Source organism: Bacillus cereus group sp. MYBK139-1 (assembly GCF_051916915.1).
In the GTDB taxonomy this organism is placed as follows: domain Bacteria; phylum Bacillota; class Bacilli; order Bacillales; family Bacillaceae_G; genus Bacillus_A; species Bacillus_A pacificus.
Genome location: NZ_JBQAHO010000001.1, coordinates 1557935 through 1578885 on the forward strand (window position 1 = coordinate 1557935; position 20951 = coordinate 1578885).

Below are 20951 nucleotides of genomic sequence, written 5' to 3' on the forward strand. Positions count from 1 at the left end.
AATTTTTGCTTTACTTGGGTTTAACTCATACTCATGCTCTTCTCATTTTGAAAGATACTATAGATACACCCAATTGAAAGAGAGGGATGTACATGCGAAGAAAGAGAAATCATCATTTTAAAAGTGGTGAAAAAAACGAAGAGTATGCAGCTGAAATATCACCAGCTGGCATACCAATTAGACATAAGCGTAAAGAAATTGCAAATGAAATAGAAGGTACAAATACCGGTGCAATGATAGGCTATGTCGCTTTATTTCTTTCGCTTTTCTCCATTGCATTTTATCCAGTTACACTCGGTTCTCTTGCGATTTTAGTCGGCTTATTAGCTGTCAATTTTGGAGCAAGAACACTTGGATATACCGCAATTGGTTTTGGTAGTTTTTCTGTTTTATTTACTTTACTTTATCCGCTTGCTTTGTCAGCGTTTTAAAAAAACACACCAAGTTATACTTGGTGTGTTCATTCGTGATACAACATAATATGACCACATCCACAACAATGTTTCGCTGTAATTTCTTGAAACACTGGATAATTTTCTTCATCCCGATGCTCAATAAACACCTTTTCAAATCGATACATATTTGGTGCATATGCCCAATCTTGTTTCGTACGTGCGTATAATGTAGAAGAGAAAAACTCCTCACCGCCACAAACAATACATGTGTTCTTCATCAATACCCCTCCTATGCTTGTCTTACTTCATCTATATGAACATAAGCATAAGAAAAAGACCTTCTATTACTAGAAAGTCTTCTCTGAAACAAAAAGAAATGTACCAAACATTCCTACTCCGCTATATTCTTTCGTAACACCAGCTTCTGTTTTAAATGTTTGCTTTACAGTCATAAAGAATACACCATTTCGTGCATCTGTACTTTCAAATTTTAGTTTTTCTTTTTTACCATCTACATTTTGTGTGCATTCAAAACTACTCTCATCACATTTCAATGCATACTTATCTTCTAGATACAATTTAAAATCTGATTCTTTTGGACAAGTGATAAGTAAAATTGCCACAAGAATAATACTTACAATACCCATAATTGTATAATACTTCTTCATTTGTACTCCTTTCAAAAGACAAGAAAACTTGACTGCATGCGCCAAGTTTTCTTAGTCTACAACCCATTGCCACTCTTGTTCTTTCTTATCAAAAATAAGCCAACCAGTCTCTGTTGCTTCTTCTTTCAATTCATCGATATTATCTAGTACCTCATCCGTACTTTCATACGAACCCACTACATATACCGGAATTTCAAGACCTCTTCTTGACTCAATTTTTCCTGCCAGATCAATATAAAGACCATCTTCCATTAATGGAATAAGCCCCATAATCACTTCTTTTGAAATTGCTGGGAAAATTTTTGATTTTTGGAAGAAAGAAAAACGTTTCTTACCGAAAGCACCGAGTTTATAAGGAATGACTTTACTTAACATTCCTACAAAATCAGCAATTCTACGATAATACACTTTGTTGTACCATCCGTCATCATGTGAAAAATAAACAAATCTATTTTTCAATAACGGAAAGAACGTTCTTGCAAGTGGTTCTTTTTTGTGAGCCAAATATAAAAGCTCTGCAATTTCTTTTGGCTCTAGTTCATCTAAATCGCTTGCATCATCAAAATCTACCCAACAAAATTCATCAAATTCATCAATCTCTGCTTGAATTAACTTATGTATATTTTCTTCCTCAACATATTCAAATAAAGTATGATAATGAAAATCTGTCCATTCAAAATTATGCTTTAAAAGCAACACTTGATGAAGCGGTGAAGGGATGTTACTTGCAAACTCTTTAAACGTAATTCCTGATGTAATAAAACAATGACCTCGACGATTACCATTAATATATATCATATTCTTTACTTGGTCAGATCCTCCAGACAAAGCACCTAGCCACCTTCGTTTTATATGTTTCAATTCTATAGCATATTTTAACATGAAAAATTTTAGAAACATAGAAAAAACTTCAAAAACTATTTACAATTTCATGTGTTTTATTACATAGTGATTACAAGAAAAAACACCTGCTCGTAAGCAGGCGTTTTTAAAGGATTTCATCTGGGTTTTGAGGATGATGATTTCCCTCTTTCTTTTCATCTTTTTGGAACATCGATTGAATTTTATCAATTGTTTGTGGAGCTAATTCAATCATTTTCTCTGCTAAATGTGTCGCATTTTGTAAATGAAGAATATTTACTCCATCTTTATTCACCACAAGAAATGCTACTGGTGTAATAGAAACACCACCCGCGCTACCGCCACCAAATGCAGGGTTACCGTTCGCTCTTTGTCCATCATTCGTTTGGAAATCAGAACCTCCTGCTCCAAACCCGAACGCTACTTTAGAAACCGTTAACACTACACCACCGTCAGCCGTTTGAACAGGCTCTCCAACAATCGTATTTACATCGACCATTTCTTTTAAATTTTCCATTGCCGCTTTCATTAACCCTTGAATTGGATGATCCACCGTTCATAACCTCCTTTGTCATATCTTTCCTAGTTTTTCCGAAAGTTTGTGAACTAAACATAAAATTTTATATTGATTTCAAAAAACTTAAGTTGTAATATTTAGAAAAATGAAAAAGAGGTCGATTCGTTATGATGCAAAAATTAACAAAGAAAGATCATGAACAAGTATTCGCTTACCTAAAAGAAGAAGCAGCCCATAACTGATTTATTATTGGAGATATAGAGTCTCTCGGTTATGAAACAGACTTTCAAGATCTGTGGGGAGTATTTAAAGAGAATGGAACATTATAATCAATTTTACTCGGCTTCCATGATTCATTTATACCATATAGTAAAGAAGAATTTGTTACCTCTCATTATGAGGCACTTCTTTCCGCATATAAGCTGATAAAACTCTCCGGAAAGTCAACTATTGTTGAACGATTTAAAACTGTTTCAAATATACAGCTCGGTGCTAAAAATGAAATGTATTTTATAAATGTCTAGATGCCGACACCTTACCTAGTACGCCTGGCCAAGAAACAATTAAACTTGCCACACTAGATGTTGTAGAGCGAATTATGCAATTGCGGAGTAACATCATTGAATTTCCTACAAGATCAAACTACTGAGGAATACACACTATTAGGGGAGCCCCAGTATATTGGAAAAATCCACGTTAAGAGCATGCAAGATTTCACACAGGTTTTTAGCTAATTCAGTAACATACGAGAACCCTAAACCCTAAAATCTACGCTAGGATAGGGATACATATAAAGTTGCATAAAATTATATAAAAAGAAAACGGCAGATTCCTTTTGAGGGTAGGATTTCTCCTTATGCCTGCTACCAATCATGAGACGTTATGTTAATTGATTATGAACACAATATATAATAAAAACCCCTCGTTTTTTCTTCTTATCACATGATAAAATGATTATAAGTGATAAATTTCGAAATCATTAGAGAATACAAAAGGATTGATTACATGAAAAAAGGATTAGGATTACTTGTAACTATAATGATTGAAGCTGGAATTGTATATAAATTATCTAAGCTCTTAAAATGGAGTTTTATTGATTTAACTTTCTTCGCTGGAATATGTTTTGTCATTATTACATATTACTTTAGCAGTAAAGGCGGATTTTCTAGCAACAGTGTTCGCCTTCAAGCTCAAGCTAGATTGGGTATTAAAGTAGAGGAAGAAAAATTTGAATTAAGTGTAAATCCTATTTTAATAGGATCTATTGTTTATACAGTATTATCTTTAATACTTGTAGTAATAAGTTATTGGGATTACTTTATCAAATAATTTTCACTTTCAATAACGAGAATTATGTAAATGAGCTGTCCAAACGGATGGCTTATTTTATAACAACCCAGCTGCTGGCCGAATTTATAAACGATTAAGATTTAAAAATATTAGAATGCGAGCGATGTATCGATAATAAAAAGCTTTGTTCGCTGAATTACGATACTTTAGAGGTTTGAGACGTATAATGAGAAATGTTTTTGTTCAATACGTTCGTTGATACCGTTCACTCTTAACAATGTTTATCGTTATCCATATTTCACCCTACATCTTATTAATGGGAAAATTATTTCTGCATTTCCAAGACAAAATCGATAAAATTAATTTTTTGAAGGAGAACATAATATGGATTACAAATTCGAATTACTTAGTACAGGTAGCTTAGTTATTAGACTACAAAAAGAATTCGATACTTTAGAAGCTTTTTTAAATGTGGAGGTATCCACATTCGGTGATTGGATAGCAGAAACTGTAGATAAAGTTTTAAACAAAAAAAGTCATCACGAAAAAATAAGTGCGAATATTTTTGGGGCAGATGTTCGAAGAGATACAACAGTTATATTTAATAAGTATGATGAAGATGAAATCGAAATCCCTCTTGAAATAGAAACTATTACATTAAGAAATCTAATAGATATTTATTTAAATGAGCATACAAAATTAATAAGCGAAAAAAAATAATCATTAAATAATATTACATATATTACAAAATAACCGCCTGTAATAGACGACTTTTTTCATTAAATTAACACACATTCACATACTTATCACTAGCGGTAATATATAACACTTCACTTTCAAAAAATATCCTTTAATTTCAAAACCATAAGATGATGTTCGCTACTTACTTATTAATGTACAGCTCTCTCCAACTCTTATGGAAAGTTTATTATTATCATTTCCCAATCAATACAAAATTCCTAGGTGTTTATTCAACTCTATTTGTAATTTTTTTAGCTAAACGATTAAATAATACTGAACTTCCATATGCCAACATCCCAATACTGAAAAATAGTTTCTGCCATAAATTAAATGGGAAAAACCACCCTGCAAATACGTCCTTGTTTAAACATGTGTGCTTACCCCTTTTTTTTAGGTTTCAAGAAAAACCTCCTCCGAAACCTTTGTGGGTTATCCCTCTTGAAATCGCCCTTAATAGGTATTATTATCATGATGATCTCCCCCTCTTGTATTAACCTTATTTATGTTTAAATTTACTATACATCCATTCGTAAAACTTATTAGTACCAAGTGCACATGCTCCCAAAATAAGAACACCTATAATAAAACCAACCTTTTTAGGTAATTCATAAGGAGACATTATAGCGACTACAAGAAATATAGCAATTGCAACATATGTAATATATTTTCCAGCCTTAAATGGTTGCATATTAGTTTGCTCCTCTCTTAATCTCCAATTTTAATAGTACCACCTATCCCATAACCATCTCTAACGTATAATCCTGTTTATTTTCCTAATTAATATCGGATTGTCCCTATCCTTTTTCAAACTTTATTATTCTTTAAATTTGTTATATATTCGTCCTACTACTTTATTCGCTCCCAAGGAAATGGCCCCTAAAATTAAAAAAATAATAATAAGAGCAATCTTTTTAGGTAGGCTATATGGCAATAACATAGAAAATATAAGAAGTATCAAAACTGCAACATATGTAATATATTTCCCAGCCTTTAATGATCGCATATTCATACGTTCCTCTCTTAATCCTCAAACTTAATGGTATCGCCTACAACATAACCCATGGTCTCCTATAACTAGAGTAAAATCTAATATAAGAAAAGATTTCATTCAACTTCTTACTTATTAACCGTAACTTCTATTGCTAGTTTGGCTGTCTACATAATCAAAATTACATTTATGTGCCGATTCGACCATTATAACAATAATCATCAAAATTGTTTTAATCCCTCTAGTTTCACTACTACTCCAATCGACAAAAGTTTTATTTATTTCACTTTTTATGTATCTTTTGATAAATTCGTTCAAATAAAACTGAAGACCACACAGCTATTACACCGAATAAAAATATTACAAGTACATTTATTAATCTTGTTTTATTGTCTGCTGGCACCATAAAACTCGCGATGAGTGTTACTAATGTGCCAATAACAATTATAATTCTTCCTTGTTTTAACATTTAGTTACTCCTTTTTCTATTGAATTTCTCCAGAAGATTTATAACAAATGTGTTCCATACTAAAGAAAATCCAGTAAATATAAGAACAGCTAGCGAAACAACAATTTTATCTTTCCACGTTTCTCCATTTATCATAGCTAGTGTGACAAATAGTACTGCTGCTACATAGATTACTATTTGTGTAACTTTGCGCATATTCCCCCTCCTTATACACCTTAATCATCAAACTTTCCTACTTCTTTCATTAAAACTCCTTTCTCAAGTTCCTCCGACTCAATCACAATTGCCATCAATCCCTTTTCCGTACTCGTTTCATGAAACTCACCCTTCTCCCAAAACACAGCTTGTCCCGCTTCCACCTTCACTTTTTCTTTATCTGTCCCGCATACATATCCTTCTCCGTCCACAATAAGAAGCAGTTGCGATACAACTGCTTCATGATATCCAATTATTCCATTCTCTTTTAAATGCATAGCACCGATATGTATATTCCCTTGATGATTTACTATTTTCGACATTATGAAATTAGATTGAAATGCTGTGATTTGCTTTCCTACTTTTTTATTAAAATCAAAAATTTTCACTTCTAGTCCTCCTTATATGTATAAAACCATCCTTACTGTCTGCATCATATGTCCTTCAAAATCTTCTTCAAATTCCTCTAATTGTGCAAAACCTTTCGCTTCATAAAACCGCTTTCCTTTTTCATTCGCTGCTTCTACATGAATGTATAGTTTCCGAATTCCTTTTAATACCGTTAACCCTTTTTGTAATAAAGCACTTCCTATCCCTTTCCCCTGTTGATCTGGTAACAAATAAATTGCTCCTAATTCTGCTTCGTTTTGCAGTCTAACAGGTGAGAAATTTGCAAAGCCAATTACTTCTCCCTCTTCTTCTGCAACGAATAAATGTGTATTCTCAAGACGATATTTCATTTTTTCATCAGAATAAGCCTCGTCTAAAAAACTGTCTTGAATCTCTCTCGGAATAATGCCTTCGTATGTATCATGCCAAGCTATTTTCGCTACTGATTGTACAGCATGAATATCTTCTTGCTTCATTTCTCTAATTACATATGTCATCTCGTTGTCTCCATTCTCTTTAACTTATATTCTGCTAATATACTAGAAGAAATGGCAGAACCATTTTCATAATTCACCTTAATTAATTTTAATTTTTCAATTGAAGCTGTTGCAAAATCAAATTTTTCATAAATGTATTCCATTACACTTAAAAACTGATTTGTATGTAATCTATTTGCAATCGTACAATGCGGAACCCACTTTCCCGGTACGTAATATGAATTTGGGTTGTCATGAAAAGTTTTAAAATAATCATGATAAGAATGATGAAAATTTAACAATTCATCAGTAACAGTCAGTGCTAGAAAGACCGTTCCATTAGTAGGAAAAACTCCAACAGAAGGAAAAGTTACTGGGTCCGTATTTTCTTGAATAGCTACAAACTCTCCTAATTTCTCCTTATACAAATGAACATCTAACTCATTATAATCAGCTAACGTAATATGAGGTTCTACTCCGGCTAATTGATTTGTGCCAATGATATTTGTTAATTCATTTTGCAATTCTGTAATTTTATTAGTAAACACACGATCAAATGTAGCAATAATAGCGTACATATCCCTTCACCCCTTTGTTACACATAGTGCTTCCCATTCTTCACGAATCATCCCCATTCGAATAGAATCATAGTACGTTCCGTTATAATAACGACATTTGCGCATTCTACCTTCTAAACTCATTCCTATTTTCTCCGCTACTTTCATCATTCGTTCATTACCAGACCAAGTCGTGAGCCCTACTCTACCAATCTCCATCTTTTCAAATAGTAAATCTCGATATAACGTTAACGCTTCTGTACCGTAGCCGCCATTCCAGTAAGCCGGATTATAAATGACAATCCCCATCTCCAACCAACGCGTCGGTTTATACTCCCAATAAAATCCGACCGTCCCTATAACTTGACCGTTATTTTCTATAATTAAATTGGATAGAGGTTCTTCTTTTAAACGAGTTTGCATCTTCTCCTTATAGGATGAGTATTCTTGCATTGAAAACGGAAAATACGGTGCATCCCATTTTTTCCATTCTGGATTTTCTTCTTTAAATACGAGATCCCATAATGTTTTTATATCTAATTCTTCAATTGTACGAATTGTTACTTTATCCCCTTTTACGATTACGCTTTTCATAATTTCCTCCTACACTCCTCTTTATTTCATATATAATTATAATATTTTTTCTGAAAAATCAAAACAGATATCGTTTATTATATTGTATAATTTTGTTATAAGATACCAATTATTCATGTAGAAAGCTGGTGATTCAGTGAATAATCGATTTAGCATTGCTTTACTTCTCACTATTATTACGACAAATATTATTCTCTATTTCTTCTTACCATTACGTATTGTTACGAAATGGGACTTCAATGGAACACCTACATCAACAATGGATAATAGTACTTTTGTGATCGTAAATATAATTATATGTTCCTTCTTATTCTTTTTATTTTTAGCTTTATCTAAAGCAACGAGTAACGAGAAATTTCTCCATTGGATCGGCAACACAATGTTACTATTCTTATTTTTTGTCGATATTGTCATTGCCCTTATAGCTCTTGGTTTTTCACTTCCTCTTGATCATTTTATATTTTTAGGATTAGGGCTTTTATTTATATTAATAGGTTATTTCAGTTCCAAAATTGATACGACTAAATCAACCGTTTCCTTGGAATGGAATGATAAGCACCTTGAAAAAAGAGCTTCAAATATTAGTAGTATTTCAATGATGATAGCAGGTATTTTCCTAGCGGGGCTTCCATTTATCGTTTCTACTCCTTATAGAGGTTATGCTATACTAGCGATTATTTTAGGAATGACGCTTGTCATTTTACCGAGTACGATTTATTTACTTATTAAAGATAGCAAGCAATCTACTTCTTAAAAAAATAGGAGGTTACATCCCTCCTATTTCAGCTAAATATTTTCTTTTTCGTCTTTTCTATCTCAACTAAAATCCCTTTCTCTATCCAACCTTCTACTCCATCTTTTTTAATTAAATCATATCCTGAGCAGCTACCATCAATAAGAGAAACAAAGTCACCTTTTCTTACACTTATTTGCGCACAAGATATATCCGTTTTCACTGTGTATTCACCTGAATCAAGTTGCCTAATATATTCATCTTTCACATAAAGTAATGTATTCGTTTCCTTTTGCCTGCATATTGTGTAATCTTGCTTCTTCTCAATAGGCTCTATGTAATAATGTGGATAGGTAACCCCGCCCTGCATTGTTGCATCGGCATGAAAATCTGCTATTACTTCATACTCTGGAAAACAGTCTACATATGTATAAGAAAACTTATCACCTGTTGGTTTCCTCTGAATGATAAATGCATTTAATTGCCCTGCCTCTTTAATCGTATTTCCGCCGTCAATTGCAATAATCTTTTTTTCCTTATCAATAACAGGATTATTAGACGGTGCTTCATCAGAATAGTTCACAACAGGCCAATGTCCAACAACTACATACTTATTTGCTTTATGTGATTGATTGAAAAACTCCGGCATTGCTATCGCATTTTTTCGTTCTGTTTCTTTCCAATCCTCTCTATCTTCAAGGCCAGCATGTACAAAAATATAATCTTCCGTTTCAATCGCTGTTGGTAATTCTGTTAGCCACTTTATTTCTTTTGAGAAATGGCTCATTAATTTTCTTTTCAATTCACGGATATCACTTTCTTCATGAACGTTCATATTCAATTGCCCTAGCCATTCATTAAAAATTGTATTCTTTTGCGTACATAAATAATGTATTAGCGCCGGATTTTCATTTACAAGCGCTTCAACTACAACTTCACAATTCCCTTCAACTACATAAACGTTTGGCTTACTAACTACTAGATCCATCACATAGTTTACGACGCCAATACTATTTCTTCCTTTCTCACAAAGATCGCCATTAATAATTAAATAATCTTCATCTTGAAAATTAACTTTATGTAGTAGTTCCTTAAAAAGATCTAATTCTCCATGAATATCAGAAATAATGATGACTCTTACATCATTTGGTATAGATAATTTCTTTATTTTTTCCAAGTTTAAACGCTCCTAACATTCTCTAAATTCAAGATTCCATTTTTAATTTCTAATATTCGACAAATCATATTGCTAGACCTGTTCCTAGCTCAAATCTGAAAAAGAAAATAGGTTCCATATATCTTTACATATGGAACCTACTTAATATTATAACGCTTTATAAAAAGAATAGCTTACCTTATTAAAGCCCTCTCTTTCATAAAAACGATGTGCATCAATTCTTGGAAACGCAGATGTAAGAACGATAGAACTGCATCCTTTTTCTTCCCCCCATTTTTCTACATATGACAGCAGAATCTTACCATACCCTTTTGATCTGTGAGCTTCCGCAGTTACAAGGTCATACACAAAAACATGTTTCTCATTATAAAAATTCGTACAAATCGCTACACCAGCTAGACTAACAACTTCTTCATCTTCATTACGTAGCGAAAATAGTTTATAATTTTCTTCTTTCATTTTTTGAAATAAAGAACTTGCCTCTTCTCTTGAAATTTTCGTTCTTAATTGTTGTAATACGGGAAATACATCGTGTAGATCCGCTTCTGTTACTACTGCTTTAACATTCATTATGATTCGCCCCTTACTATTTATAAAATTTTCTAAATGTTATATCATTATTATAGAAAGCGACTGCCCTTAGTTTAAGTGACAGTTCTATTGTTTTTTATAAGGCCAGTATAAAGTGAAACTTTAATCAGCCCTCACCAATTGGGCTTTTACGGGCAGTTGATTCCCACCTAACTTCTTTGCTTCCGCTGAATTTTGAGGTGAGGGTCTTACTGCCCGTTAATGCGGGATAAAAAGGAGCGTCTATAAATGGATTTGAATATTCCTTTAGTGTTACAAAATAAAACACCTATTTACTTACAAATTTACGAATATATGAAACGCGAAATCTCTCATGGATCACTATGTGCTGGTACACGCCTTCCTTCTCACAGAAATTTAGCTATGCAGCTTAATGTGAGCCGTATTACAGTTGAATCCGCTTATCAACAATTACTAGCTGAAGGTTACGTAGAAAGCAAACCGAAACGCGGGATTTTTGTTGCGGAAGTAGATATTGATGTCATTCAAAAGAAACAACAAATTGCGTCAAACAGTGCTAACAATAAAGAAAAAGAACAATATAATTATGATTGTAGTCAAGGACTTATTGATCAAAAAGCTTTTCCCATAACAAACTGGAAAAGAGCATTACACGAAACTTTATTTCAGTATGAAAATGAATTATTTGCCAAAGAGGATCTACAAGGTGAGCTCGTTCTACGAGAACATATTTCAAAATATTTATATCATGCTCGCGGGGTACATTCTTCACCTGATCAAATTATTATTGGAGCAGGTACGCAGCCTCTTCTTTGGCTACTCCTTCAACTACTTGGTTCAAAAAAAGAATACGGAATCGAAAACCCTGGATTTCACCGTATACCTGCTATGATTCAAAGTTCTGGCCTTCCTGTTCACCCTATCCCTTTAGATGATAAAGGAATTCATATTTCTGCTTTACGTGAATCGGGTTCCAATGTGGCATATGTCACTCCATCTCACCAATTTCCACTCGGAATCATTATGCCGTTATCTAGAAGACTCGAGTTATTAAAATGGGCGAATGATTGTAAAGGGTATATTATTGAAGATGATTATGATGGAGAATTTCGCTATATTGGAAAACCTATTCCTTCTTTACAAGGACTAGATTCAAATGAACGTGTTATTTATATGGGAACTTTTTCGAAATCTTTTTTACCTTCTTTACGAATGGGATATATCGTTTTACCACCTCATCTGTTAAAAACCTATAAAAAACTTGGTGGTATGTATAAACAAACGGTTTCTACAATGCAACAACTTACCTTTGCTACCTTTATTCAAAGTGGGGATTGGGAACGTCATATTAACCGAAGTCGTACGTTATATAAAAGAAAGCATATTTCTTTAATTAAATCTATTACAAACGAAATGGGGAATAACGTGCATATACTCGGTGAACAATCCGGACTTCATATTGTACTTCACGTTCATAATGGTATGAACGAACAAGAACTTATTCATGCAGCTGCAAAAGAACGTATTAAGTTATACCCTCTCTCGACATACGATTCTGTTCATAATGTGAAGAAGGAGTCATATGTATTACTCGGTTTTGGTAGTATTCCAGAGAATCGTATCGAAACCGTTGTCCAATTATTGAAAAAGGCCTGGTTCCCAAAATAAGAATAGCTCCACGTAAGTATAACTTACGTGGAGCTATTTCATTCACTATTTTTCTGATCTCGCTGCCCTTCCCGGACGTTTGACACCAGTTGTTTCTGTTGAATAAGACGCTTCAATTATAGCAGTTGGATCTACAGAGAGAACGAGATCTTTCATTTTCGGATAAATGAAACGGTTTGTAATACAGTAGATGATTCTCTTATGTTCTCCTAAAAAACCACCTTCTCCATGTAGATATGTAACGGATAATTGCAGTTCTTTCATAAGTAAATCGCCTATTTCTTTATTCTTACCAGAAATAATCATAACGCTCTTTCCTTGATTAATACCATCTAATATGAAATCAATCATCTTCGTAACAATATAGAAAATTGCTAATGAGAACATCGCTTGTTCAATTGAAAACAAAATGGCAACAAAGATAAAAATAACTGCATTTACAGCAAGTAAAAATGTACTAATCGGCACTTTAAAATGTTTATTCATCCAAACAGCTAACATTTCTGATCCATCAATTGCTCCGCCCATTTTTACTACAATCCCTACACCAACACCAAATAGAACTCCTCCATAAAGAACAATTAACAATTCAGAAGTTGTAATTGCTGGAAATGGTTTTAAATAAATCAATCCGAGTGTTGTAACAACATTTGCATAGGATGTACGAATAAAGAACTTCTTTCCCATTACTTTTGCAGTAAATAATAAAATCGGAATATTAATTCCTAAGAACACCCCATAAAGCGGCAACCCAGCAACTTTATTCGCCATAATTGCAATAGCAGTTACCCCGCCATCTACTAATCCGTTAGGTGCTAAAATAAGCTCCAATGAACCCGCTACAATAATCGAGCCAATTGTTAATAATATGTATTCAAATACTTTCTTCATTCATTACCCCCAAAACTTATATATTTTCTTAGTATTATTTTAACGTAATTTCAATGCCAATTCAAAGATATCAGTTTATATACACAAAAGTTTCACCTTTACAATGATTTTTTATGTAATTTATTTATAGAAACACACTTACATATTACAGTAAGTGTGCTCCAAACATTTATTTAAGTTTTGAGTATGAATTCATTTTTAATATTTCATCAACTGCCCTATTATAACCACCAGCATTTCGAAGTGACTCTCCAACTTTACGACTTTTTTCCTTAAACGTTACATCATCCATCACTTTCTTTACAGACTCACGTAACATTTCAGAAGTTAATTCTTTGCGATTAAGCCTTATTCCAGCCCCTACTTCATTTATTCGTTTCGCAACTAAAGGCTGATCTCCTGTTACCGGAATTACAACTAACGGGACACCGTAATATAGTGCTTCACTTGAACTATTCATACCGCCATGTGTCACGAATACATCAGCATACTGTAATAGTTCTAATTGCGGCACATAATTATACAACTTAAAGTTATTCGGAATGTTTTCAAATTGACTTATATTTATCTTCTTACCAACAACTAATACGACTGTCGCTTCTACATCTTTAAACGCTTCAAAACATTTTTCATATAACTCAGGTTGTTCATTAAAAACTGTTCCCATAGAAATGAAAATCAATTTTTCATCTTTTAAATCTTCCATAGGAAAGCTACCTACTTCTTTTCGAGTAGCAATTGATGGGCCAACAAACTTATACGATTCATCGAATACATCTGAACGCGGCTGATATTCCTTTGAAGTATACACAATTGTAATATCACCAGGATGGTTCATAATATCATACATACTATTACATTTCATTCCATACTGTTTGTTCCATTTTTCCATTCCCGCTAAACAAGATTGATACAATGGATTCGTTTCATCTACTTCTCTTGATTCATGTTCATCGTTAAAAGTAATGTACTGATTAAAAGCAAACGTTGTACAAGAAGAAACACTAGGTAACTTTAAAACATTGGCTATAATACGTCCTACTGGAAAGTGATTATCATATATCAAATAATCGTACTTTTCCCCTTTTGTTTCTTCTACAATTTGAGTAACAATACGTTCTGATGCTTCCATCATATGAGACAGCATTGTCAAAGGACTCCCACCTTCATTTACTCGCTCCATAATATTAATTTGAGAGAGGAAATTCTCAAACACTCGGAATTGTGCACCTGTTGCTTCAATCTTCTTTCTATAATCTTCAATACAATACGAAACAACTGTCTCCCCTCGCCGAATTAACTCACTTACAATAGCTAAAGTCGGATTTATATGACCTTCTCCAGGGAAATTTATTACGAGTACGTTTGCCATCATATTCTCTCCTATCTAATATTATTAATAATTAATTATATTAATTAATTTAAAACTATTATAAAGGAATCTATTCTATTTCTTCACATTTTTCTCTTCATTTTATTATTGAGAAATATTTTTCATAACCTACTTTATACCCCTATTGAAAGTGTGCTTAACTCTTCATTTACTAAAAAATATGAGATTTATATTTTGTATTTTTACAGATTTATCATCAAAAAATTATTTTGACAATTCATACAAAAGTAGAAAAATATAATTTTCACACTGATTTCTCACCGTAAATTTATTTAAGTTCTATGTTGTCCCTATCATTACCCACTTCGTACACATTCTGTTATATAATGAATTTATCGAATTTACAGAAAAGGAGCACCTTCATGCTACAACAACTCTTCGCTTCACCTATTTTATCTGTTCAAACTTTACATCCAAGTTATGAAGACCATGCAAGCGATGTGTTTCTCGTCCAAACAAAAGATGAAGAAGTCATCGTTCGTTCCTCAAAAATGACTGAAGAACCAAACAATGATTTTTGGTGGGGATGCAAAAACCTTTTTGGAATCGATCCAAGGAACGTACATCAGTTAGAATATATACACGAATTATTGAAAAAGCATACTAACTTGCCCATCCCCACTATTTTGCAAAAACATGTTTTAAATGGCCGAAAGTATGTTAGTGTCGAAAAACTAACAGGAAGTACGCTGCAATCCTTTGTCGGACAATCTGATTCAATTTTATTCAGCCTTGGAAAAGGACTAGCAGAAATTCATTCGTTTCAAGCAGAGTTTATAGGAAATCCATCAGGTACTTTCCAAGTTCCACTAGAAGAATGTAAGTCTCACATATTAAAAGTCAGTAAAGAACTTGTAAATAGGTTTTATTCCAATAATGCGAGCATCCGTAACGCATTTCCTACTTTTGAACAACAACTTTCTTCCTTACCGGTACCAAAGGAAGCAACGCTCGTTTTAATTGATATGGACCCTACTCAGTTTTTATCAGATGGTACAACTATTACAGGTTTAGTAGATACAGAAGCCTATGCAGTTGCTCCCCGAGAACTTGATTTTATCAGCTTAGAATATGTATTTACAGAAAAGGAAGCTCATGCTTTTAAACAAGGTTACGAAACCATTATGCCCATTCCTCGTCTTGCAGAATGTAGACATCCTTATCGATATTTGTACCGGTTATTATCTATTCAGGGCAGTGTGGAGTTAGAGAAGTGGCTAAATCATCCATCCTATTTTTAAATACGAATGTGAGGGATTATAAAATGAATATTGAACGAAAAAAATCTTTAACAGCAAACGAAATTCAGCACATGAAAGATTTAGCTCATATTTGCGGGCAACACGATCAAATTGATTACTCGTCAGATTTACATATAAACTTTTTAACTGCTCGTAATAAAGAAGAGATACATGATTTTTTACTCTATGACGATACTCAATTAATTGGTGCATTAAGTATGTATGACTTTGAAAGACCGACAAAACTGGAGTTAATAGGGTTTGTTCACCCAAACTATAGGAAACAACATATAGGTGCTATTCTTTTGCAAACCGCAATGAAAGAAGTACGAAAAAGAGAGGTAGATGAAGTACTTCTTATTATGAATGGGGATTCTGCTTCCGGGAAAGAATTTGCAAAGCATATGAAGTTACCTTATTTATATAGTGAATATAGTATGGAGTTCCAAGCAAAAGAAGTGCAAAAACCAACAAAGAATACTATACAGCTCACTCTTGCATCTTCAGAATCACTTCTTGATCTTATTGACCTTTCCAGTCAAGCCTTTGGAGATTCAGTAGAAAATACCTCTATATGGTTACAAAAAATGATGAATTCACCTTCTCATCAAGTATATAGTGCTCTTATCGACGAAAAAGTGATAGGAACGATTACAGTTTCGAAGCAAGAGCAATCTACTATACTATCAGGATTTGCCGTTCATCCTTCCTATCAAGGTAAAGGATACGGAAAAGATATTCTTAGTTATATGGTACATACCCTTATTACAGAAGGAGCTTCAACAATTGAATTAGACGTTGCAACAAAAAACATCAATGCTTTACAACTATATACACAATGTGGTTTTGAAATGAAAGCGAAGCATGACTACTATAATGTAATGAATTTTGAGGTGAATGCATGTGTCTAAAAAACTAATATATTCTGATTATGATATTTTCGCATCCATTTATAATAAACATTGGGGGCATTACGCTGAACACTCCTATCTACTTTTGGAAAAACTCATTTTACAATATGCACCACCACACTCTCATATTTTAGATCTTTGCTGCGGGACTGGTCACCTTACTAAGAAATTAATTGATAATACTTTTGTAGTAACTGGTATAGATGGTTCTGCCCAAATGATTGAATACGCACGTCAAAACGCGCCAAACGCAACCTTTATCGTCGATGATGCTCGCTATTTCAACATAAATGAGCAATTTCAATATGTTATCTCTACTGGCGATAGCTTAAACCATATTTTGAAATTAGATGAATTAAAACGTGTTTTTCGCAATGTTTATTCCGTATTACATAGCGAAGGTACATTCGTATTTGATATGAATATGGAAAAAGGGTTTCTTGAAAATTGGATTGCTTCGTTTCATATTTCAGCGGATGAATATGTTTGTACGATTGATTCTACATATGATGATGAAAATAAAAAAGCTATCATGAACTTTATACTATTTCAACATGACATAGATAATAATTGGGCAAGAAGTGATTTTTCTTTTGAAGAGGCTTGTTATTCAAATGAAGAAATAATTTCTTCACTGGAATCCGTAGGTTTTAAAAACATTCAACTACACGGTACAAATAGAACATTTTTCATTTGTCAAAAATAAAAAAAACTGAATCATATCGATTCAGTTTTTTCTTAGTATATTTACAATAGCAGTCGTTTCATTATTTTCTTTATAAACTCGCGGGATTCTTCTGTCTAACATACATGTAACTTCATAGTTAATTGTACCTAACATATCCGCTATTTCTTCTACTGCGATGTTTTCTTCGCCTTGTTTACCGTAGAATACTACTTCGTCTCCCACTTGTACTGGCATTGCTTTTGAAACGTCTAACATAAGCTGATCCATACAAACACGACCAATAACAGGTACTCGAACTCCATTTATTAATGCATGCCCTTTATTAGATAACTGACGGTTATAGCCATCAGCATAACCAATCGGTACAGTGGCAATCCATTCTTCACCAGTCGTTACATACGTATTCCCATAACTTACACCGCGATTTTTCTTCGCATGCTTAATATGGGCTACTTTTGATTTTAACGACAACGCAGGCTGTAGAGAAACAACTGAATGATCTACCTCTTTTGAAGGATACATTCCATAAATCCCAATACCTACACGAACCATATTTTGAAATGTATTGCTAAGTTCCATTGAACCTGCACTATTTGAACTATGAATATACGGAATATGAATTCCTAATTCTTTTGCTGCATTGACAGCTTTCTCAAATAAACTTGTTTGCATATTCGTATATGATTTATCGATTTCATCTGCCGTAGAGTAATGTGTAAACATTCCTACTACCTCCACATACTCCATACGTTTTAATTCTTCTAAAAATGGTTTAACCTCTTCTTCTTGTAAACCGATACGACTCATCCCTGTATCAATTTTCACTTGAATTTGCGCTTTCTTTTGAAGACGGTTTGCGATTTCATTTATACCTTGTAAATCTTCACTTCTATAAACAGTCATCATAACGTCATATTGAATTGCCTCTTCCGCAGCCGCTACTGACGTATAGCCTAAAATTAAAATCGGCACGTTAATTCCTGCTTCTCTTAACTCTATCGCTTCATCTACAAATGCAACTGCAAGCTGATTTATTCCTGCTTCAATAGCAGCTTTCGCAACTTCAACTGCCCCATGACCATACCCATTCGCTTTTACAGCAGCCATCATTGCAATATTTTCATCATTCACTCGTTTTTTAAATTCTTTTACATTATGTTTTACTGCATTTAAGTCAACTTCAACAATTGTATCTCTTCCATATTTCAAACTCATTGGTCTAACTCCTAACTCAATAATTGCATTCCATTCTATTTCACGTTTCATATGACCTTTTACAATATAATACTTTTCAATATGCTAGTCAAACTACTAGAATTTTCGGAATTTTGAGTATGATATAATACCCTCAAGAAACTATTATATACGGAGAAGAGGAGAATTACAATGTTTGTACAATCTGCATTGCATCAACTTAAAGTTGCTGTTGATACTTCTATTCAAATGCTTAACCAATATAATGATGTCGATTTAAAAATACAACCCATTCACGCAAAACGATCTGTATTTGAAATGTGTGCACATCTTTCTCTTATTTGCCATGCAGATCTACTCATTTTAAATGGTAGTACGGAAAAACAACTACACACTTTTTATAAAGAACAAACACCCGAAACAATTATGCAAATGCAACAAGCGATGATACAGGGCTATGATTTACTTTCTAAAACTTTTTTATCCTATTCAAATGAACAATTAGCAGAAATGAAGACTGCTTATTGGGGTATTTCTTATTCACGATTTGAATGGTTGCTTGAAATTGTTGCACACTTTTATCATCATCGTGGGCAAGTTCATATTTTACTATGTGAGCATATAAAAGATCCTAACATACCTTTATTTCAATAAAGGTATGTTAGACGACATGAAACTTCTCTAAGGCAAATAAAATACCACCTTCACTCGCCTTCTTTATAACAAAATCAGCTCTTGTTTTTAACTCTTCTCCAGCATTCCCCATCGCAATACCTAATTCTACATACTGCAACATCTCAATATCATTTCTACCGTCACCAAAAGCAACCGCTTCTGATTTACAAATATTCAAATGATCTAATACTTTTTGAATTGCGGTGAGCTTCGATACTTTACTATCTTCCAATACATTTATTACGTAATTATGAAAACGCTCAAACGTAAGCATAGGATATCTTTCAAGAAATTTTTGAGCTTCTATTTCATCTGAATACAGACATAAGCAATAGATTTCTTCTGACAAATCCCTACTTTTTTCAGGATACTTCTCTAAATTCAACGTCTCGCTAAGCGCTTGCATTACACGCTCATTATCCGAGGCTATTCCGTTCATTGCAAAATCCTCGGTAAAATAAGAAATACCGTGACCATGTAATTCAGCAAATCTCGAGATATCATGAACGATTTCACGTGAAAGTACTGATTTATGTATAACTTTTTCACCACATTTTATATGGGCACCATTTGCAGAAATAAACGTATTTATGCCTAGTTCCATAAATTGCGAACATAAGCTATATGGTCTCCCTGTCGTAACAACTACATGAATCCCTTTATCTATTAACCTTTGTATCGCTTCTTTTGTACTTTCGTGCATACTTCTATCAATCTCACTTAAAAGCGTACCGTCAACATCGAAAAATACAACTTTGTACATAATTCTCTACATCCCGTCCAAATGATTCGTATCATTAATGAAATGTACCGTTTTTTGTTCACCGTCAATTTCAATTAAGCTTATTCCCGTATCTCCCATTTTAAAATAATAGTCCATTGAAATTGGCATTTTGAAGAACGCACGTAATAGACTATTTATTACACCACCGTGTGCAACAATTGCTATCCGTTCATAAGTATTCTCTGTTACGATTTTAGAAAAGATTCCTTCTATTCTCATTCTAAATTCAATAAATGACTCCCCGTTTTCAAAACGATCATGAAGAAACTTTGGCTCTGGATATTTCTTTGCTTCTTCAAATGATAAGCCTGCTTGCACTCCATTATTGAACTCCATTAATTCCTCTTCTAGTTGAATTGGACATCCAATTCCTTCAGCTAACGTTTCACCTGTTTCACGAGCACGTTTTAATGTACTTGCCCAAATGAAATCTGGCGGAAAATCTGCTTTCACTTTCTGTACAAGCCTTTGCACTTGCTGTCTTCCCTTTTCTGTTAATTCAAAGTCAGCTCGTCCTTCATGTACCTGTAAAATGTCCGCTTCGGATTCTCCGTGACGTATTAGTAGTATTTGTATGTATATTCCCCCTTATCTCCTTAAAACCAAGACTAAATTCTAACATATTATTTAAAAATTTCAAAACAATAAAAGCAATCCTCATTCATATAAGAATGAAAATTGCTTTTATTACTAACTAATTTTCTTTTAAACTTTCTTTAGACCTTCCGCCTACTCCCCAATGAGAACTTGGGATTTCATTCACTAAAACACGAACCCGTCCAACATCTACATCTAAGTTTTTCGCAACTACCTCTGTAACATCAAATATTAGATTTTGAATTTGCTCCTGCTTTCTACCTTCTATTATTTGAATTTGTATAATGGGCATTTTTATCTCTCGCT

The 20951-nt window shown here is 33.4% G+C and carries 29 protein-coding genes and 2 pseudogenes; 11 read left to right on the forward strand and 20 right to left on the reverse strand.

Going from position 1 to position 20951, the window contains the following annotated elements; translation table 11 throughout:
• Positions 1–92 precede the first annotated feature (92 nt).
• Complete coding sequence (locus tag ACTFRS_RS07930; RefSeq protein ID WP_001253199.1) at positions 93–431, forward strand: hypothetical protein; 339 nt, start codon at positions 93–95, stop codon at positions 429–431.
• Positions 432–460: 29 nt separating this feature from the next.
• Here the strand turns inward: ACTFRS_RS07930 and ACTFRS_RS07935 are convergent, their stop codons facing one another.
• From ACTFRS_RS07935 to ytfJ, 4 genes are all read right to left on the reverse strand, one after another.
• On the reverse strand, positions 461–673 hold the full coding sequence (locus ACTFRS_RS07935; RefSeq protein WP_000798747.1) for a hypothetical protein: 213 nt from the start codon (positions 671–673) through the stop codon (positions 461–463).
• 69 nt (positions 674–742) lie between these two features.
• Positions 743–1063: a hypothetical protein gene (locus tag ACTFRS_RS07940; RefSeq protein WP_440023789.1), complete on the reverse strand. Its 321-nt coding sequence runs from the start codon at positions 1061–1063 to the stop codon at positions 743–745.
• A gap of 51 nt (positions 1064–1114) precedes the next feature.
• Positions 1115–1891: an oxalate:formate antiporter gene (locus tag ACTFRS_RS07945; protein ID WP_000014090.1), complete on the reverse strand. Its 777-nt coding sequence runs from the start codon at positions 1889–1891 to the stop codon at positions 1115–1117.
• 160 nt (positions 1892–2051) lie between these two features.
• The gene (gene ytfJ, locus ACTFRS_RS07950; RefSeq protein ID WP_000349987.1) at positions 2052–2477 is read right to left on the reverse strand and encodes a GerW family sporulation protein; all 426 of its coding nucleotides are present in this window, start codon (positions 2475–2477) and stop codon (positions 2052–2054) included.
• A gap of 209 nt (positions 2478–2686) precedes the next feature.
• Here ytfJ and ACTFRS_RS07955 point away from each other — a divergent pair.
• The 4 genes and pseudogenes from ACTFRS_RS07955 to ACTFRS_RS07970 all read left to right on the forward strand — a co-directional run.
• Positions 2687–3075, forward strand: a pseudogene (locus tag ACTFRS_RS07955) (GNAT family N-acetyltransferase); the annotation flags it as partial.
• Between the two features lie 371 nt (positions 3076–3446).
• Positions 3447–3770 carry a hypothetical protein gene (locus ACTFRS_RS07960; protein WP_113711465.1) on the forward strand — a complete coding sequence of 108 codons (324 nt, stop codon included), beginning with the start codon at positions 3447–3449 and terminating at the stop codon, positions 3768–3770.
• Between the two features lie 52 nt (positions 3771–3822).
• Positions 3823–3906: pseudogene (locus tag ACTFRS_RS07965) on the forward strand (GNAT family N-acetyltransferase); the annotation flags it as partial.
• 209 nt (positions 3907–4115) lie between these two features.
• Positions 4116–4451 (forward strand): hypothetical protein, encoded by a 336-nt coding sequence (locus tag ACTFRS_RS07970; RefSeq protein ID WP_139867454.1) that lies wholly within the window; start codon positions 4116–4118, stop codon positions 4449–4451.
• A 517-nt stretch (positions 4452–4968) separates the two neighbouring features.
• Here the strand turns inward: ACTFRS_RS07970 and ACTFRS_RS07975 are convergent.
• From ACTFRS_RS07975 to ACTFRS_RS08010, 8 genes are all read right to left on the reverse strand, one after another.
• The gene (locus tag ACTFRS_RS07975; RefSeq protein ID WP_078420030.1) at positions 4969–5160 is read right to left on the reverse strand and encodes a hypothetical protein; all 192 of its coding nucleotides are present in this window, start codon (positions 5158–5160) and stop codon (positions 4969–4971) included.
• A gap of 126 nt (positions 5161–5286) precedes the next feature.
• Entirely contained in the window at positions 5287–5475 is a 189-nt protein-coding gene (locus ACTFRS_RS07980) for a hypothetical protein (RefSeq protein WP_139868120.1), read from the reverse strand.
• Between the two features lie 268 nt (positions 5476–5743).
• A complete protein-coding gene (locus ACTFRS_RS07985) occupies positions 5744–5929 on the reverse strand; it encodes a hypothetical protein (protein WP_000917620.1) in 186 nt (61 codons plus the stop codon).
• Positions 5930–6124, reverse strand: coding sequence for a hypothetical protein (locus tag ACTFRS_RS07990; RefSeq protein ID WP_139867456.1), 195 nt, complete (start codon positions 6122–6124; stop codon positions 5930–5932).
• Positions 6125–6144: 20 nt separating this feature from the next.
• Positions 6145–6513 carry a cupin domain-containing protein gene (locus tag ACTFRS_RS07995; protein WP_242293833.1) on the reverse strand — a complete coding sequence of 123 codons (369 nt, stop codon included), beginning with the start codon at positions 6511–6513 and terminating at the stop codon, positions 6145–6147.
• 12 nt (positions 6514–6525) lie between these two features.
• Complete coding sequence (locus ACTFRS_RS08000; protein ID WP_000222822.1) at positions 6526–7011, reverse strand: GNAT family N-acetyltransferase; 486 nt, start codon at positions 7009–7011, stop codon at positions 6526–6528.
• Positions 7008–7568 carry a 2'-5' RNA ligase family protein gene (locus ACTFRS_RS08005; protein WP_242293832.1) on the reverse strand — a complete coding sequence of 187 codons (561 nt, stop codon included), beginning with the start codon at positions 7566–7568 and terminating at the stop codon, positions 7008–7010. Before ACTFRS_RS08005 ends, ACTFRS_RS08000 begins: the two co-directional genes overlap by 4 nt.
• A gap of 6 nt (positions 7569–7574) precedes the next feature.
• Positions 7575–8141 carry a GNAT family N-acetyltransferase gene (locus ACTFRS_RS08010; RefSeq protein WP_061688174.1) on the reverse strand — a complete coding sequence of 189 codons (567 nt, stop codon included), beginning with the start codon at positions 8139–8141 and terminating at the stop codon, positions 7575–7577.
• 136 nt (positions 8142–8277) lie between these two features.
• On the opposite strand from ACTFRS_RS08010, the gene ACTFRS_RS08015 reads away from it, so the two are divergent.
• Positions 8278–8895, forward strand: coding sequence for a DUF1648 domain-containing protein (locus ACTFRS_RS08015; RefSeq protein ID WP_139867463.1), 618 nt, complete (start codon positions 8278–8280; stop codon positions 8893–8895).
• Positions 8896–8923: 28 nt separating this feature from the next.
• Here ACTFRS_RS08015 and ACTFRS_RS08020 read toward each other — a convergent pair whose 3' ends face one another.
• Together ACTFRS_RS08020 and ACTFRS_RS08025 are read right to left on the reverse strand one after the other, a co-directional pair.
• Positions 8924–10051: a metallophosphoesterase gene (locus ACTFRS_RS08020; protein ID WP_439194583.1), complete on the reverse strand. Its 1128-nt coding sequence runs from the start codon at positions 10049–10051 to the stop codon at positions 8924–8926.
• A 147-nt stretch (positions 10052–10198) separates the two neighbouring features.
• Positions 10199–10621: a GNAT family N-acetyltransferase gene (locus ACTFRS_RS08025; RefSeq protein WP_139867468.1), complete on the reverse strand. Its 423-nt coding sequence runs from the start codon at positions 10619–10621 to the stop codon at positions 10199–10201.
• Between the two features lie 249 nt (positions 10622–10870).
• Between ACTFRS_RS08025 and pdxR the strand changes: the two genes are divergently transcribed.
• The gene (gene pdxR, locus ACTFRS_RS08030) at positions 10871–12271 is read left to right on the forward strand and encodes a MocR-like pyridoxine biosynthesis transcription factor PdxR (protein ID WP_440023786.1); all 1401 of its coding nucleotides are present in this window, start codon (positions 10871–10873) and stop codon (positions 12269–12271) included.
• A 45-nt stretch (positions 12272–12316) separates the two neighbouring features.
• On the opposite strand, the gene ACTFRS_RS08035 is transcribed toward pdxR, so the two are convergent.
• Complete coding sequence (locus ACTFRS_RS08035) at positions 12317–13162, reverse strand: YitT family protein (protein WP_000755119.1); 846 nt, start codon at positions 13160–13162, stop codon at positions 12317–12319.
• Positions 13163–13331: 169 nt separating this feature from the next.
• Positions 13332–14534 (reverse strand): macrolide family glycosyltransferase, encoded by a 1203-nt coding sequence (locus ACTFRS_RS08040; RefSeq protein WP_139867472.1) that lies wholly within the window; start codon positions 14532–14534, stop codon positions 13332–13334.
• 383 nt (positions 14535–14917) lie between these two features.
• Here ACTFRS_RS08040 and ACTFRS_RS08045 point away from each other — a divergent pair, with 383 nt between their 5' ends.
• From ACTFRS_RS08045 to ACTFRS_RS08055, 3 genes are read left to right on the forward strand one after another with little or no spacing between them, the layout of a single operon-like run.
• Positions 14918–15796 (forward strand): nitrate reductase, encoded by an 879-nt coding sequence (locus tag ACTFRS_RS08045; RefSeq protein ID WP_139867475.1) that lies wholly within the window; start codon positions 14918–14920, stop codon positions 15794–15796.
• Positions 15797–15819: 23 nt separating this feature from the next.
• Positions 15820–16707: a GNAT family N-acetyltransferase gene (locus ACTFRS_RS08050; RefSeq protein ID WP_139867477.1), complete on the forward strand. Its 888-nt coding sequence runs from the start codon at positions 15820–15822 to the stop codon at positions 16705–16707.
• Positions 16700–17413 carry a class I SAM-dependent methyltransferase gene (locus tag ACTFRS_RS08055; protein WP_242293826.1) on the forward strand — a complete coding sequence of 238 codons (714 nt, stop codon included), beginning with the start codon at positions 16700–16702 and terminating at the stop codon, positions 17411–17413. The genes ACTFRS_RS08050 and ACTFRS_RS08055 overlap by 8 nt, the downstream gene beginning before the upstream one ends.
• 21 nt (positions 17414–17434) lie before the next feature.
• On the opposite strand, the gene alr is transcribed toward ACTFRS_RS08055, so the two are convergent.
• Positions 17435–18610, reverse strand: a complete 1176-nt coding sequence (gene alr, locus ACTFRS_RS08060; RefSeq protein ID WP_431085039.1) for an alanine racemase — start codon at positions 18608–18610, stop codon at positions 17435–17437.
• A 171-nt stretch (positions 18611–18781) separates the two neighbouring features.
• On the opposite strand from alr, the gene ACTFRS_RS08065 reads away from it, so the two are divergent.
• Positions 18782–19243 (forward strand): DinB family protein, encoded by a 462-nt coding sequence (locus ACTFRS_RS08065; protein ID WP_440023783.1) that lies wholly within the window; start codon positions 18782–18784, stop codon positions 19241–19243.
• A 7-nt stretch (positions 19244–19250) separates the two neighbouring features.
• Here ACTFRS_RS08065 and ACTFRS_RS08070 read toward each other — a convergent pair whose 3' ends face one another.
• The 3 genes from ACTFRS_RS08070 to ACTFRS_RS08080 all read right to left on the reverse strand — a co-directional run bounded on the left by ACTFRS_RS08070 (position 19251) and on the right by ACTFRS_RS08080 (position 20943).
• Positions 19251–20027: a Cof-type HAD-IIB family hydrolase gene (locus ACTFRS_RS08070; protein WP_440023781.1), complete on the reverse strand. Its 777-nt coding sequence runs from the start codon at positions 20025–20027 to the stop codon at positions 19251–19253.
• A 6-nt stretch (positions 20028–20033) separates the two neighbouring features.
• Positions 20034–20624, reverse strand: a complete 591-nt coding sequence (locus ACTFRS_RS08075) for a histidine phosphatase family protein (protein WP_139867486.1) — start codon at positions 20622–20624, stop codon at positions 20034–20036.
• A 118-nt stretch (positions 20625–20742) separates the two neighbouring features.
• A complete protein-coding gene (locus ACTFRS_RS08080) occupies positions 20743–20943 on the reverse strand; it encodes a 4-oxalocrotonate tautomerase (protein ID WP_313897260.1) in 201 nt (66 codons plus the stop codon).
• Positions 20944–20951 lie beyond the last annotated feature (8 nt).